Annotated in this window: 13 protein-coding genes; 11 read left to right on the top strand and 2 right to left on the bottom strand. The window is 61.8% G+C overall.

Annotated features, from left to right (window positions below):
- Window positions 1–428: 428 nt before the first annotated feature.
- From GTP58_RS28130 to GTP58_RS28080, 11 genes are all read left to right on the top strand, one after another.
- Window positions 429–1,298: a BadF/BadG/BcrA/BcrD ATPase family protein gene (locus tag GTP58_RS28130; RefSeq protein WP_161080263.1), complete on the top strand. Its 870-nt coding sequence runs from the start codon at window positions 429–431 to the stop codon at window positions 1,296–1,298.
- A 4-nt stretch (window positions 1,299–1,302) separates the two neighbouring features.
- Complete coding sequence (locus tag GTP58_RS28125) at window positions 1,303–2,037, top strand: GntR family transcriptional regulator (protein WP_084560262.1); 735 nt, start codon at window positions 1,303–1,305, stop codon at window positions 2,035–2,037.
- The gene (gene nagA / locus GTP58_RS28120; protein WP_161080262.1) at window positions 2,034–3,131 is read left to right on the top strand and encodes an N-acetylglucosamine-6-phosphate deacetylase; all 1,098 of its coding nucleotides are present in this window, start codon (window positions 2,034–2,036) and stop codon (window positions 3,129–3,131) included. Before GTP58_RS28125 ends, nagA begins: the two co-directional genes overlap by 4 nt.
- 5 nt (window positions 3,132–3,136) lie before the next feature.
- Window positions 3,137–4,150: an SIS domain-containing protein gene (locus GTP58_RS28115; protein ID WP_161080280.1), complete on the top strand. Its 1,014-nt coding sequence runs from the start codon at window positions 3,137–3,139 to the stop codon at window positions 4,148–4,150.
- Between the two features lie 101 nt (window positions 4,151–4,251).
- A complete protein-coding gene (locus GTP58_RS28110) occupies window positions 4,252–5,472 on the top strand; it encodes an ABC transporter substrate-binding protein (RefSeq protein WP_161080261.1) in 1,221 nt (406 codons plus the stop codon).
- A 1-nt stretch (window position 5,473) separates the two neighbouring features.
- Entirely contained in the window at window positions 5,474–6,484 is a 1,011-nt protein-coding gene (locus tag GTP58_RS28105; protein ID WP_229215778.1) for a carbohydrate ABC transporter permease, read from the top strand.
- Window positions 6,484–7,287 (top strand): carbohydrate ABC transporter permease, encoded by an 804-nt coding sequence (locus tag GTP58_RS28100; RefSeq protein WP_161080260.1) that lies wholly within the window; start codon window positions 6,484–6,486, stop codon window positions 7,285–7,287. Before GTP58_RS28105 ends, GTP58_RS28100 begins: the two co-directional genes overlap by 1 nt.
- A complete protein-coding gene (gene nagZ / locus GTP58_RS28095) occupies window positions 7,284–8,774 on the top strand; it encodes a beta-N-acetylhexosaminidase (RefSeq protein WP_161080259.1) in 1,491 nt (496 codons plus the stop codon). Before GTP58_RS28100 ends, nagZ begins: the two co-directional genes overlap by 4 nt.
- A gap of 21 nt (window positions 8,775–8,795) precedes the next feature.
- Window positions 8,796–10,103 carry an MFS transporter gene (locus GTP58_RS28090; RefSeq protein WP_161080258.1) on the top strand — a complete coding sequence of 436 codons (1,308 nt, stop codon included), beginning with the start codon at window positions 8,796–8,798 and terminating at the stop codon, window positions 10,101–10,103.
- Between the two features lie 4 nt (window positions 10,104–10,107).
- A complete protein-coding gene (locus GTP58_RS28085) occupies window positions 10,108–11,217 on the top strand; it encodes an ABC transporter ATP-binding protein (protein ID WP_161080257.1) in 1,110 nt (369 codons plus the stop codon).
- A gap of 73 nt (window positions 11,218–11,290) precedes the next feature.
- A complete protein-coding gene (locus GTP58_RS28080; RefSeq protein WP_161080256.1) occupies window positions 11,291–12,595 on the top strand; it encodes a tetratricopeptide repeat protein in 1,305 nt (434 codons plus the stop codon).
- Between the two features lie 111 nt (window positions 12,596–12,706).
- Here the strand turns inward: GTP58_RS28080 and GTP58_RS28075 are convergent, their stop codons facing one another.
- The gene (locus tag GTP58_RS28075; RefSeq protein ID WP_161080255.1) at window positions 12,707–13,927 is read right to left on the bottom strand and encodes a glycoside hydrolase family 18 protein; all 1,221 of its coding nucleotides are present in this window, start codon (window positions 13,925–13,927) and stop codon (window positions 12,707–12,709) included.
- Window positions 13,917–14,657: a GntR family transcriptional regulator gene (locus GTP58_RS28070; protein WP_072787259.1), complete on the bottom strand. Its 741-nt coding sequence runs from the start codon at window positions 14,655–14,657 to the stop codon at window positions 13,917–13,919. The genes GTP58_RS28075 and GTP58_RS28070 overlap by 11 nt, the downstream gene beginning before the upstream one ends.
- Between the last annotated feature and the right edge of the window lie 148 nt (window positions 14,658–14,805).

Raw genomic sequence — 14,805 nt, 5'->3', positions numbered from 1 at the left:
TTATCTGACCCACGTGCTCATCGGCACTAGGTCTGTTCAGCATCACTCTGCCTGGCCGCAGCTACTTCCCTATTATCAGGGGAAGAGGCGGTATGCTCAATATACGAGGTCCGTCATTTCTACACGAGCTCTACCGTCGTCACGCGACGACGGTAGAGCTCGTGTAGAAATGACGGACCTGACCCCGTTTTGCTTTTTCACGACCAGAACCAGACCAAAGTGGCATGCAAAAGCCACACTTCCGGCAAGCCCGTTAAATTCGTTTTTATCGATTAAAAACAAACACTTAAAAAACGATTCCAAGACGACAACGCAAGTCCACTTCATTATTTCTTAATACCAGTTAAATACCTGTTGACAAGCTGGTTTGCCAACCCTATAGTGCCCTTCATCGCGGGCCATCCCGGCCCTGGCTTACTCTCACCAACATGATCGAATTTTTAATCGGCGTTGACGGCGGCGGCAGCGGCACCCGGGTGCGTCTGGCCCGCGCTGATGGCACGGAAATCGCAGAAGGCGCAGCCGGCCCGTCGGGTCTGATGCACGGCATCGCCAAGGCCTGGAGCGCAGTCAACGATGCCGTCATCACGGCCTTCCGCGCCGCCGGCCTGGATGTTCCCGATCAATCCCGTATCGCCATTGGCCTCGGCCTGGCCGGCGTCCATAACCGTCAGTGGGCTGTGGAGTTCGTCGCCGCCAATCCGGGCTACGCAAAGGTCGCGCTGGAAAGCGATGGCCATACCACCGTGCTGGGCGCCCATCAGGGCAAGCCGGGTGCCATCATTGCACTCGGCACCGGCAGCGTCGGCGAGATCAAGCTGCCCGATGGCCGTCACGTCGAAGTGGGCGGCTGGGGTTTCCCGGCCGGCGATGAAGCGGGCGGCGCCTGGATGGGCCTGCGCGCCATCAACCACGTGCAGCAGGTGCTGGACGGCCGCCTGCCAGCCAATGCGTTCGCCACCGATGTGGCCAATGCCTGCGGCGGTGAACGCAACGCGATCCAGACCTGGCTGGCGCAAGCCACGCAAACCAATTACGCGCAGCTGGCGCGCATCATCCTGCAGCACGGCGAGAGCGATGATACGGCGCGTGCCATCCTGCTGGAGGCGGGCCGTCAGGTGCAGCTCATGGCCAACGCGCTCGATACCACCGGCACGCTGCCGATCGCCCTGTGCGGCGGTCTGGCCGCGCCGCTGCGCCCTTACCTGCCGGTGTCGATGTTGAAGCGCATCGTCAATCCGCATGGCGACTCCGCAGCGGGCGCCCTGCGTTTGATTCAAACGCGTTTAAAGGAGTAAGCCTGTGCTAGCCCAGTTGAGCGATTTCAAGCCAGACGCCGAGAGCGATACCCCGTTGTACATGCAGCTGGCGAACAAGCTGTCGGACGGAATTGCCGGCGGCGACTGGCGTGCCAACGAGGCTTTGCCGTCCGAGCGCGTGCTGTCGGACATGCTCAACATCTCGCGTGTCACCGCGCGCAAGGCGATCGACATGCTGTGCGAACGCGGCATGCTGACCCGCAAGCGCGGCTCCGGCACCTACATCACGCCGAAACTGGAACAGCCCTTGTCGCGCCTGACCAGCTTTTCCGAAGAGCTGCGTGAGCGCGGCTTCACGGCCGGCTCGCGCTGGCTGCAACGCGACATCGGCATCGCTTCGCCGGTGGAGCTGCTGTCGCTGGGCCTCTCGCCCAACATGCCGGTAGCGCGCCTGAAGCGCCTGCGCACCGCCGACGATGTGGTGATGGCGATTGAAACCACCACCATTCCGGCGCAGTACATGCCCAATCCGCACAGCGTCAACGATTCGCTGTATGGCTATCTGGAAGCCAACGGCACCATCCCGATGCGCGCGCTGCAGCATATCCGTGCCGTCAACGCCAGCGCTGAGCAGGCGCGCCTGGCCAATATTCCCGCGGGTGCGGCGATGCTGCACATCACCCGCGTCAGTTATCTCGACAATGGTTCTGCGGTGGAGCTGACCCACTCGTATTGCCGTAGTGATTATTATGAATTCGTAGCGGAGTCGCGCAGATGAGCGATGCAATCAAAGGCAATATCCTGACACCGGCCGGCTGGGTCCACGGTGAAATTACTTTCAACGAACGCATTGCCGCCATCAGCGGCGGCAGCGTCGACCCCGCGCTCAACGAAGAAGTCTATATCCTGCCTGGCTTTATCGATTTGCACGTCCACGGCGGCGGCGGCAAGGATGTGATGGAAGGCGGCGACGCGGTCCACACCATCGCCGCCGTCCACGCCAAACACGGCACCACCAGCATGCTGGCCACCACCATGACCGCGCCGCCGGAAGACATCGACCTCGCGCTCAGAGGCATCGGCGTCGCCGCCACCAAACGCGGCAAAGGCGAAGCGCGCGTCCTGGGTGCACACCTGGAAGGCCCGTTCATCAACTCCGGCAAACTGGGCGCGCAACCGCCGTTTGCCCGCTCCGCCAAACTGGCCGACGTCGAGAAGCTGGAAGCACTGGCGCCGCTGCGCGTGATCACCGTGGCGCCGGAAATCGCCGGCCACCTCGAACTGGTCAAGGAACTCTCCGACGCCGGCATGCGCGTGCAGATCGGCCACACGCTGGGCACTTACGAAGAAGGCGTCGCGGCGATGGAAAGCGGCGCCCACAGCTTCACCCACCTGTTCAACGCCATGCCCGGCCTGCATCACCGCGAGCCAGGCATGGTGGGCGCCGCGCTGGCGCACGCAAAATATGCAGAGCTGATTCCCGATCTGCTGCACGTGCATCCGGGCGCGATCCGCACCGCGCTGCGCTGCATCCCCAACCTCTACTGCGTCACCGATTCAACTTCCGCTACCGGCATGCCGGACGGCGAATATATGCTGGGCCGCCATAAAGTCATGAAATGCATGGGCGGCGTGCGTCTGCCCGATGGCACGCTGGCCGGCAGCACCCTCACTATGGACCAGGCATTGCGTAACCTGGTCGGACTCGGCCTCGATCTGGCGGATGCCTCGGCACGGGTCTCAACCTATGCGGCCGATTATCTCGGCCTGCAAGAGCGGGGCCGCCTGGCTCCCGGCGCGTTCGCCGACTTTGTAGTGCTCGACCGTGACCTGAACCTCAAAGCCGTCTATATCGAAGGAGAATTGTTGTGACCTCAATGATGTTGAAAGAAGCCCTGTCCGCAGCTGATTGCGTAGCCCAGCAACTGGCCAACGACGGTGAGCGTTACGCGGAGCTGGGTCGCAAATTGAGGAGCACTTCCTTCTCGACCGCCCTGACCATCGCCCGTGGCAGCTCGGATCACGCCTGCGCCTACGTGGCCTACCTCATCATGGCCCGCCTGGGCCGTGTGGTGGCGTCGCTGCCGATGTCGCTGGTGACGCTGAACAAATCGCCGCTGATCACGCGTGACACACTGGCCATCTCGATCTCGCAATCCGGCCAGAGCCCGGACGTGGTTGAGCCGATCAAATACTTCCGCGACGGCGGCGCCACCACCATCGCGCTGGTCAACGATATCGATTCGCCGCTGGCGCAGGCCGCCGAGTGGGCGATACCGCTGCGCGCCGGCAAAGAACAGAGTGTGGCTGCGACCAAGAGCTTCATCACCAGCCTGGTCGCCGGTGCGCGCCTGGTCGCCGCATGGCAGAACGATCCAGAGCTGCTGGCCGGCCTGGAAGCACTGCCGGAATCGCTGCGCGCCGCCACTACCGAAGACTGGTCCAAGGCGGTAGAAGTACTGACGCCTGCCCGCAACATCATGGTGGTCGGCCGCGGCATCAGCTTCCCTGTCGCACTGGAAGCCTCGCTCAAATTCAAGGAAACCTCGGCACTGCAAGCAGAAGCGTTCAGTGGCGCGGAGATCAAGCACGGCCCGATGGCGCTGATCGAAGAAGGCTACCCGCTGGTGATCTTCGCCACCCGTGGTCCAACGCAGGCAAGCCTGCTGCAACTGGCGACCGAGATGCGCGGCCGCGGGGCGCGCGTGCTGCTGGCAGCACCAGCCGATGTTGCCGACCGTGACCTGACGTTGCCGGTTGCGGCCACGCCGGATCTGGACCCGATCGTGGCAGTGCAGGCCTTCTACAAGATGGCGGCGGAACTGTCGGCAGCACGTGGCCTGGACCCGGACCAGCCGCGTCACCTGAGCAAAGTCACCAAAACCAACTAAGCATGTCCGCGCACTCGTCATCCCCGCGCACGCGGGGATCCATACTGAAGCAGCGCGTCCGCTCAGCATGGATCCCCGCCTGTGCGGGAGTGACGGCGCTCATGCTAAGTCTCGGTTCGGCGCTTGCCGCCGACAAGATCGAGTTCTGGACCTTCAGCATGAAGCCCAAGTTCACGCCCTACTATGAAACGCTGGTCCGGAACTACGAGTCCGCCAATCCCGGCGTCAAAGTCGAATGGGTGGACTTCCCGTGGGATATCATCCAGACCAAGCTGGTGACGCGCATTGTCGCTGGCACGCCGCCCGCGCTGGTCAACCTCAACGTGCCCTGGGCTGATGAATTCGCCCGCGACGGCCTGCTCACACCAGTCGATTCGCTGCTCGCCGATGCCCGTCCACGCTACCTCGCCAGCACGCTGGAAGACCTGACCTTCGGCGGCAAGACCTACGGCTTTCCGATGTACAGCAACGTCGCCGTCATCGCCTACAACACCCAGATTTTCAAAGCTGCCGCGATCCCGCACGCACCGCGCGATCTCGATGAGCAGCTGCTGTTCGCGCGCCAGATCGCCGCACGTACCGGCAAGGCAGGCCTGTGTCCTGCCCTGTCCAAGATCGATGGCCTGATGATGCAGCAAGGCCTGGCCGTCATCAAGGATGGCAAAGCGGTCTTCAACTCGCCCGCGCATATCGCCTTGATCCGCAAGCTGGCCGATACCTACAAGGCCGGCGGCCTGCTTAAAGACTCGCTGTTCGCAGAAGATAACTTCCCCGCCGCGATCGATGCCTACAAAGGCGGCCGTCTGGGCATGCTGCTGGCGCCACCCACCGCCGTCAAACGCATCGAGAGCGATGCCAAGGATATCTACGCCATCACCGATGTCGCGCCGGCGCCGCTCGGCCCTACCGGCATTGCCGATGGCGGCTGGCTGATTCACTTCGCCGTACCAAAAAATGTGGACGCCAGGCTGCTGCCAGCCGTCGGCAAATTCGCGCGCTACCTGACCAATGACGCCAACCAGCTGGCCTTCGCCAAACAGGCCAGCGTGTATCCGGCGATGGCGCAGGCGGCCAATGATCCATTCTTCACTACCGTGCCGCCTGGCGCTGGCGCGGCGGAGAAAGCCGTATCGGCAGGCGCCGTGTCGATGCCGCATTCGCACACCCTGTACGTGGCCGGCATCACCGACTACGATGAACTGCGCCGCTATCTGGTGAAGGCAGTGGAGGCCGGCGTCACCGGCAAGCAGGACATCAAACAGGCACTGGATCAAGCAGTCGCGATCTGGAACAAAAAACTCGCCTCGCAGCGGAGCCATTGAGATGAGTGCAGACCACGCCAAGCTCGCCCCTGCGACGCCACCCAACGCCAACCACTCGCCATTCGGCACAGCACCTCGCGGCGGCGAAGCGCTGGCCCTGGCGGGTGGCGCGGCGTACATAAAGGGGCCAGCAACGGCAGCCCGCCGCAACGCGCGCCGCGTGAACCTCACCGCATGGCTGTTTCTCGCCCCCGCACTGATCCTGTTGGCGGTCTTCTCATTCTGGCCCGTGGCTTTCGGCTCCCTGCTCGCGTTCACCGACTACAGCCTGATACGCGAAACGCACTGGGTTGGCCTGGACAACTTCCGCTACATCTTCGATAACGAGATGTTCACCACCGGCTTGAAGAACTCCCTGCTGTTCCTGCTGATGGTGCCCTTTGTGCAAATCGGTGCACTGAGCCTGGCGGTCCTGGTGAACAACAAGCTGCCCGGCATCCGCTACTTCCGCGCCGCGTTCTATGTGCCCGTCGTGACGACGGTGTCCGTGGTCGGCATCATGTGGGGCTTCATGTTCCACGAACAGGGCACGCTGAACTACGTGCTGCAAACGCTACAACTGGTCAACGCGCCGGTGGGCTGGCTGTCCAACGACACGCTCGCCCTGTTCGCCATCATGTTCGTCACGCTGTGGCGTGGTCTGGGCTGGTACATGGTGATGTACCTCGCCGCGCTGCAAGCCGTCCCCGCCGACATGCAGGAAGCCGCCATCCTCGACGGCGCCAACCGCTGGCAGCGGTTCTGGAAAATCACCGTGCCGATGCTGCGCCCCACCATCATGGTCTGCTCCATCCTGTCCGTACTGGCCGCGCTGAAGGCCTACCAGGAAGTCGACGTGCTGACCCAGGGCGGACCAATGAATTCCACCTTCACCGGCTTGTACTACGCTTACGACCAGGGCCTCAAACACCTGAAACTGCCGCGCGCACTGGCCGCCAGCTTCATCGTCTCCATCTTCTGCGTTGGCATCGCCCTGCTCTGCCTGCGCTACATCAAACCGAAACACCGCTGATGAAGACGATCACCCACTACCTGCTGTTGTGCGTCATCGCCATCATCTGCGTGTTCCCGTTCTGGTGGACGCTGGTGACAGCACTGTCCACCGAAGGCAATATCTTCGCCTACCCGCCAACCTTCTGGCCGAAACAGCCATCGCTGGACAACTTCATCGAAGTTTTCAGGACGCTGCCGATGTGGTCCTTCTTCCGCAACTCGGTGTTCATCGCCGCCTGCACCGTGTTCTGGAAACTGGTGCTGTGCTCCGCCGCCGCTTATCCGCTGGCGCGCATGCAGTTCAAGGGCCGCAAGCTGGTGTTCGGCCTGATCCTGGCCACGCTGGTGCTGCCGTCGGAAGTCAACTTCCTGGTCAACTTCATCACGGTGACGAAACTGAGCCTGGTCGATACCTACTCGGGTGTGATCCTGCCCAACGTCGTCAACGCCGTCGCCATCCTGCTGCTCAAACAGGCGTTCGAGGAAGTCCCGCAAGACCTGATCGACGCCGCCCGCGTGGACGGTGCATCCGAGTGGACCATCTTCAGCAAAATCATGCTGCCACTGATCGCCCCGTGGCTGGCCACAGTCGGCATCCTGACCGCAGTGGAAGCCTGGAACGAATACATCTGGCCATCCATCGTCATGAGCAAGCCAGACGAATTCCCGCTGTCGGTAGGCGTGCTGTATTTGCGCGGCACCTTCGGCAGCAGCACGCGCGTGATCGCCGCCGGGACAGTGCTGACCATCCTGCCTACCCTGGCAGCCTTCTTATTTACTCAACGATTCTTCATGCGCGGCATGGACGGAGCAGTGAAATGACAACACAAAACGAACTGAGAAAAATCGCCGGCCAACTTATCATGATCCGCTTCCCCGGCACCGTGCTGGATGCGGCCACTGCGGAATTCCTGAAAGCGAACAGCATCCGCGCTGTCTGCCTGTTCCGCGGGAACATGAGCGACTCCGAACAGCTGGCCAAGCTGACCGCCGACCTGCGCGCCGTCATGGGTCCCGATTCGCTGATCGCGATTGACCAGGAGGGCGGCGCCGTGGTTCGTTCCACCTGGGTGCCAGCACCGCCAGCCGCCATGGGCCTGGGTGCAGCCGACGACAACGACCTGGCCTACCGCACCGGCGCCGCCGTCGCACGCGCCGTCAAGGCACTGGGCTTCAACTGGAACTTCGCGCCCGTGCTGGACCTGAACAACAACCCGCACAACCCGGTCATCGCCGAACGCTCCTTCGGCGCCGAACCAGCACGCGCAGCCGAACTGGCGATGGCGTGGATGGCAGGCAGCCATGCAGAAGGCGTGGCCTGCTGCGTCAAGCACTTCCCCGGCCACGGCGACACCAGCGTCGATTCGCACCGCGACCTGCCAACCGTCGACAAGCCAGTCGAAGAACTGAACCGCCTGGAACTGGCGCCATTCCGCATCGCGTCCGGCGCCGCGCCAGCGATGATGACCGCACACATTGTCTACCCGACGCTGGATCCTGAAAATCCAGCGACCATGTCGCGCCGCATCCTCAACGACCTGCTGCGCGAAGAGTGGGAATACAAAGGCATCATCATCACCGACGGCATGGACATGCACGCCATCGCCGGCCGCTATGGCGTCGGCAATGCAGCCGTGCGCGCACTGACCGCCGGCGCCGACATGGTAATGGCACTGGGCACCACCGAAACGCAGGAAGAAACGCTGAACGCCATCGCTGCGGCCCTGGAGTCGGGTGCACTGACGCAGCAGGAAGTGCAGGTCCGCCTGGACCGACTGTCCTCGCTGGCGCGCGCCTACCCATGCAAGCCGCGCTCGTACAAGGAAGATGCCGCCGACCGTGCCGTCATGGCCGAAGGCTGGCGCCGCAGCCTGACCGCATACGGCGCGCCACAGCGCCCGGCCGCTGGCGCCAAGGTGCGCCTGATCGCGCGCCAGGATGTAGTCAGCGATGGCGTATCGGAAGCTGGCGTGCCAGCCGCCGTAGTGGCCGAATCGCTGCGCAAGCTGTATGACGTGGAACTGGTGACCTTTGCCGATGCCGACACCTTCGACTGGAGCGCGTTGTCGCAAGATGGCCGCTTCACCATGCTGGCATCGACCTCGCGCCTGCGCTACGGCGAACATGCACGCGGCACCTGGCGCCCGGACCTGCACCTGGCGCTGTGGAATCCGTATCAGGCGCTGGACATCCAGGCGCCAGCGCTCATGACCTACGGCTTCGCCCAACCGGCACTGGACGCCATCAACGCCTGGCTGTCCGGCGAACTACAAGCCACCGGCAACGCACCGGTACCTGGCTTCGCATAAAAAACACACGGGAGACTCCACATGAAAGAACAAATACGCAACCCGAAGCTCTGGGTACCCAGCCTGTACCTGGCGCAAGGCCTGCCCTTCTTCGCCGTGGCCATTGTGGCCAACCAGATGTTGAAGAGCATGGGTGTGCCCAACGACGAGCTGAATCACTGGACCGCCTTGATCGGTTTCGCCTGGGTGTTCAAGCCACTGTGGAGTCCCTTCCTGGAACTGGCCAGCAGCAAAAAGCTGGTGGTGCTGTTCTTCCAAATCTTGGGCGGCCTCTGCCTCGGTGGCGTCGCGCTGGCACTGCAAACGCCGTTCTGGTTTGCCGCCAGCATGGCCATGCTTGGCCTGGTCGCCATCTCGTCCGCCACCCACGACATCGCGTGCGATGGCCTGTACATCACCAGCCTCGATGAAAAAGGCCAGGCCAAGTACGCCGGCTGGACCGGTACCTTCTTCAACGCCGCCAAGTTCTTCACCACGGGCGCCCTGCTGCTGCTGGCCGGCCACCTGGAGAAGACCATGGGCGTGGTACCGGCATGGAGTATCAGCTTCTGCATCCTGGGCGCGCTGATGATCGCGCTGGGCGTGTACAACACCTGGTCGCTGCCGCTGGCCAAGAACACTGTCAGCACAGATACCAATGCCAGCGCCATCGCGCGCACGCTGTGGGAAGTGATTATCGAATTCTTCAAGAAGCCAGGCATCTGGGTCTCGATCATTTTCATCATCCTGTTCCGTGCTGGCGAAGCGCAGGTGCAATCGATTGGTCCGCTGTTCCTGCGCGAAGCGCGCGAACTCGGTGGCCTGGGCCTGACCACTTCTGAAGTCGGAGCAGTGTACGGCACGGTTGGCACGGTGGCATTCGTGGTGGGCTCCATCGCTGGCGGCTACTTCACTTCGTGGCTGAGCCTCAAGCGCGCCATCCTGTGGCTGATCCTCGCCGTCAACCTGCCCAACGTGGTGTTCTACCTGCTGTCCTATTTCCAGCCGACCGACCTGACCATCATTGGTGCCGGCCTGAGTGTCGAGATGTTCGGCTACGGCTTTGGCTTCGTTGGCCTGATCCTGTACATGATGCAGGTGGTCGCGCCGGGCAAATACCAGACCGCACACTACGCCTTCGCCACCGGCATCATGCAGCTGGGCTTTGTGCTGTTCAAATTATTTAGCGGCGACATCCAGATCGCGCTGGGCTACCAGCACTTCTTCATCTGGGTCATGCTGTCGGCGATTCCGGTTGCCATCCTGTCGCAGCTGATTCCGATGACTGCGCGTCCGCAACCGGCAGAAGAAACGCCAAAGGCCGCCGCGCCAGCAGAACAGGTGGTATAAGCGCATGGCCAGCGTTAGCCTCAGCAACATCGTCAAGCATTACGATAAAACGCCGGTCATTCATGGCATAGACCTGGATATCGCCGACGGCGAATTCATGGTCTTTGTCGGCCCCTCCGGCTGCGGCAAGTCCACGCTGCTGCGCATGATCGCCGGACTGGAATCCATCAGTGACGGCACGCTGCATATCGGCGGCACACTGGCCAACGACATCGCCCCGGCCCAGCGCAAGCTGGCCATGGTGTTCCAGTCCTACGCGCTGTACCCGCACATGACGGTGTACGAGAACATGGCCTTCGCGCTCAAGCTGGCTGGCCACAAACCGGCCGAAGTGCAGACGGCTGTCGAACGCGCAGCGGGCATTCTGCAAATCGCCCCGCTGCTCAAGCGCAAGCCCAAAGAGCTGTCGGGCGGCCAGCGCCAGCGCGTCGCCATCGGCCGCGCCATCGTGCGCAAGCCGGAAGTGTTTTTGTTCGACGAACCGCTGTCCAACCTGGACGCCAGCCTGCGCGTGCAGATGCGCGTGGAACTCAGCCGCCTGCACAGCGAACTGAAAACCACCATGATCTATGTGACGCACGATCAGGTGGAAGCCATGACGCTGGGCCAGCGCATCGTCGTCTTCAACGGCGGCCATATCGAACAGGTAGGCACGCCGCATGAGCTGTACAACGCGCCGGCCAACCTGTTTGTCGCCGGCTTCCTCGGCACGCCCAAAATGAATTTCATCCCCGGCGAGATCATCGCCAGCGGCGACCACCGCGTGGCCGTGCAGCTGCCTGGCGGCGCCGTGGTCCATGTGGATGCGGCCCCAGGTCCGCGCGCCGGCGACAAAATCACGCTGGGCATCCGTGCCGAACACCTGTCCATCGCCGCAGCGCAGCAAGAGGACAATGTCATCCAGGTGGGCGTCGGCCACGTTGAGTACCTGGGCGACCTGTCCATCGTGTACACCACGCTGGCCGGCCTGCCTGAAATGATCGCGGTAAAGCAGGCGGCAGAAGCGGCGCCGCTACACGCTGGCAGCCATGCCCGCGTGTATCTGCCGCCATCGCGTTGCCTGCTTTTTAACGCCGAAGGCCGCGCCCTGTCTCGTGCACCGCAGCACAGCTGAATTCGGAGTTTTGCGCGGTTTTGTGTAACAATACGCGGGTTTACATCCCTATATGTTTGATTGAAGGATAACCATGTCCCATATTCGTCTTGCTCGTATCAGCCTGCTCCTGGCCGCCATTGGCCTGAACGCCGCACCTGCTATCCTGGGCATGGCCCCGGTCCAGGCAGCGGAAGAAAAGAAAGCACCGGAAGCGCCTAAAGATACCGTGCGCCCGGAAATGTACAAACTGATCGACCCGGCACAGACCAAGCCGCTGCTGGACGCCAAGAACTACACCGAATTCAAGAGCCGCCTGGATCAGGCAGCAGCACTGCCTAACCTGACGCCATACGAAAGCTTCATCCTGAGCCAGATGAGCGTTCAACTGGGCCAGGCATCGAACAACTACGAGCTGACCATCAAGGGTCTGGAAGCGATGATCGAATCCGGCCGCATGAAACCGGAAGAAAAGCTGCGCTTCATCGACGCCATCGGCACCATCTACTACAGCAACATCAAAGACTACGACAAAGCGATCCAGTGGTTCGAACGCTATGGCACCGAGTCGGGCGACAAAGTGAAGGAACGCCAGTTCATCATCCGCTCCTACTTCCTGAAGAACGACTTCGCTTCGACCAAGACTGAAGTGCTGAAGGATATCGAAGCCGCCAAAGCTACCGGCACCGTGCCGCCGAAAGATGAACTGAACCTGCTGGGTAACGTCGGTATCAAGACCAAGGACACCGAACTGTATCTGCAAGCCGTTGAAGAACTGGCGCGCTACTACCCGACCGAAGACTACTGGAACGACCTGCTGAACCGCACCCGCGGCAAGAAAGGCTATTCCAACCGCTTCGACCTGGACATCGCCCGTATCAAGGCAGTCGTGGTGCCGTCGAAGATGGAACCTGAAGACTACGCAGAACAGGCCGAGTTGTCGGTACTGGGCGGCTTCTTCACCGAAGCGAAGATCGCCATGGACAAGGGCTACCCTAACGGCATCCCGGCCGGCAAGGACAAAGCCGCCCTGCAAAAAATCCGCGACAGCGCCAACAAGGGCGCAGCTGACGATGCGAAAAACATCGACAGCGGCATCCCTGCAGCGCAGAAGTCGAAAGACGGCGTTGGCCTGGTCAACCTGGGCTACAACTATGTGACCCTGGGCCAGTTCGACAAAGGTGTCGATCTGATGAAACAAGGTATCGCCAAAGGCGTAGCCAAGAATCCTGACGACGCCAAGCTGCGCCTGGGCTATGCGCTGGTCATGGCTGGCAAGAAGGATGAAGCGGTTACCGTGCTGAAGACCGTTACCGGCAACGATGGCCGTGGCGACCTGGCGCGCTACTGGATCATGTATGCGACCGGTCCGAAGATCGCCGCAGCAGAAGCCAAGTAATCGAAAAGCCGGCGTGAAAGCCGGCTTTTTGTATGCGTCCACCCCCAACCGGTGCGCCGCTGCTGGGGTCTGACCCCGTACGGGGTCAGACCCCGCATGGCCCTGCGGGGTTCAGCGGCGCATGCCATCTGACAGCGCACGCAATAGCGGATGGTCCTCGCCATCCGCGCTCAGCTCCCAGAACATCGCGCCACGCAGGCCTTGCTGCCTGATGTAGCGGGTCTTCTCTTTGAGCGACACCGGATCTTCATACGTAATCCACACCTGCTCCGCCGCGCTATACATATACGGCGCTTTGGCGGACGCATTCCAGTAGCGCTGGTAATCCCTCCCCTTCTTCAGCAGCTGATGGTAGCCATATGAGTTGCCGCCATTGATGCCGTCCGTGACGCCGCCCTGGCATAGCTGATACTGCCCATCTCCCTCCGGCCCTGCCGCACAGCCCTTCCATCCATAACCATAGAACGGCACGCCCAGCACCAGCTTATCCGCCGCCACACCAGCGCGCAGGTAGCGCTGTACCGAACCGGAAGCATAGAACTGGTTGGCTGTCACCGGGTCCTTCGCATCGGCAAACAGCGCCGAATGATGACCGGTGCTTTTCTCCCATGGCATGTGATAGTCATAGGCCATAAGGTTGATCCAGTCCAGATGCGCCGCCAGCTCCTTAACCCACACACCATCGCCAACGTAATTACCGTTCGCGCCCGCAGCGATGGTGATGCTGTAATGCTTGCGATCCTGCTTGCCAGCCGCATCAAACGCCGCGCGCAACTCGCGCACCAGCACAATGAAATTCTGCCGGTCCTCAGGACGCGCACAGATCTCGCCCGCCACGCAAGGCACGCCAGCTTCGCCCGGATATTCCCAGTCAAGGTCAATACCATCCAGCCCATAACGGCGCATGGTCTTCACCGACGACGCGATAAAATTGGCGCGCGCCTCCGCCGACGCAGCGACATTCGAGAAACGGTTGGACCAGTCCCACCCGCCAACGGAAATCACCACCTTGAATTTGGGATGGCCCTTCTTGAGCGCCACCAGCTTGCGCAGATTGGCGCCATCGGCCGCCTCGTCACGCCAGGCCAGCGCGCCATTCAGCGGCTCCTGGCACGCAGCCACGTAGTTCACCGAAGGCTCAGGATTGCCATGCTTGCCGTCCCAGCACAGGTCCACAAACGCATACAGCGCCATGGTCAGCTTGCCGGCATCGACATTGGCTGCGGTGACAGGGAAGCTCTCGTGCTTCCAGCCCGGATAGTAGCCCACCACTTCCGCCGCCATCGCCGGCAGTGCGGCCATCAAGGCCGCGAAGATCAATTTACGTCGCATTCAATTCCGCCACAAAGTCATACATATCGCCACGGAAGTAGGAGCGGCAAAATTCCACCGCACGCCCGTCGCGCAAAAAGCCCAGCCGCTCAACGGCCAACCCCGCGTCGCCCTCTTTCGCCTGCAGCAGCATGGCCTGCTCCGCGTTCAGCAGCAGCGCCGACAAGCGCTGCAAGGCGCGCACCGGGCGGTTGCCCGACTTCTCCAGCGCGTCGTACATGGAGACATCCACCGCATCCAGCGACGGCAGGCAGGAGGCCACAATGGTGGCATATTCAAGGCACATCGGCACATCGTCCGCATAGCGCATGCGGTTGAAGCGGTACACCTTGGAGCCGGGACTCAGCCGCAGGCGCATCGCTTCGTCCGGCGTGACCGTGCCCTCGGAGCGTTTGAGCCACACGCTGCGCGGCGTCCGCCCACGTGCCCGCATGTCCTCCGAAAAGGAAGTCAGCTTGGCGAAGTTTTTTTCAATGCGCGTGTTAATGAAATTACCGGAGCCGGGACGGCGTATCAGCACGCCCTCGCTGACCAGTCCATCGATGGCCTTGCGCACCGTGATGCGGGAGATTTCAAGGTCAGCGGCCAGCTGGCGTTCGGCCGGTAAAGCGTCTTCCGGCTTGAGCAGATGCTGCTCGATTGCGGAACGCAAGGCGCGCTGCAGGCGCTGATAGAGAGGCAGGTTACTGGTCTCATTGAGGTGCTGCCGGATGTGTACCAGTGGGGTCATTGGATCGCGCTCATAACGATGTCGACTGCTCCTCTTTGTTGGTGCAACGATAATACCAAAAAAAGACCACGGCAAATCCAGCGCCGCCGGCGCAAGCTGCAAATAAATCCTATCATTTTGCATAACGCCTTTAGGTAAAGGCTTTATG

Origin of the sequence: Duganella sp. CY15W (genome assembly GCF_009857555.1) — a bacterium.
Classification (GTDB): domain Bacteria; phylum Pseudomonadota; class Gammaproteobacteria; order Burkholderiales; family Burkholderiaceae_D; genus Rugamonas; species Rugamonas sacchari.
The sequence above is the reverse complement of the archived record's forward strand: the minus strand, read 5'-3'. Positions and strand labels throughout refer to the sequence as shown.

Bases quoted from the DNA above. Each gene is read 5' to 3' on its own strand.
- GTP58_RS28115 (WP_161080280.1), top strand. From the start codon at position 3,137: ATGATGTTGAAAGAAGCCCTGTCCGCAGCTGATTGCGTAGCCCAGCAA.
- GTP58_RS28105 (WP_229215778.1), top strand. From the start codon at position 5,474: ATGAGTGCAGACCACGCCAAGCTCGCCCCTGCGACGCCACCCAACGCC.
- GTP58_RS28070 (WP_072787259.1), bottom strand. From the start codon at position 14,657: ATGACCCCACTGGTACACATCCGGCAGCACCTCAATGAGACCAGTAAC.
- GTP58_RS28100 (WP_161080260.1), top strand. From the start codon at position 6,484: ATGAAGACGATCACCCACTACCTGCTGTTGTGCGTCATCGCCATCATC.
- GTP58_RS28090 (WP_161080258.1), top strand. From the start codon at position 8,796: ATGAAAGAACAAATACGCAACCCGAAGCTCTGGGTACCCAGCCTGTAC.
- nagA (WP_161080262.1), top strand. From the start codon at position 2,034: ATGAGCGATGCAATCAAAGGCAATATCCTGACACCGGCCGGCTGGGTC.
- GTP58_RS28080 (WP_161080256.1), top strand. From the start codon at position 11,291: ATGTCCCATATTCGTCTTGCTCGTATCAGCCTGCTCCTGGCCGCCATT.
- GTP58_RS28085 (WP_161080257.1), top strand. From the start codon at position 10,108: ATGGCCAGCGTTAGCCTCAGCAACATCGTCAAGCATTACGATAAAACG.
- GTP58_RS28075 (WP_161080255.1), bottom strand. From the start codon at position 13,927: ATGCGACGTAAATTGATCTTCGCGGCCTTGATGGCCGCACTGCCGGCG.
- GTP58_RS28130 (WP_161080263.1), top strand. From the start codon at position 429: ATGATCGAATTTTTAATCGGCGTTGACGGCGGCGGCAGCGGCACCCGG.
- GTP58_RS28110 (WP_161080261.1), top strand. From the start codon at position 4,252: ATGCTAAGTCTCGGTTCGGCGCTTGCCGCCGACAAGATCGAGTTCTGG.
- nagZ (WP_161080259.1), top strand. From the start codon at position 7,284: ATGACAACACAAAACGAACTGAGAAAAATCGCCGGCCAACTTATCATG.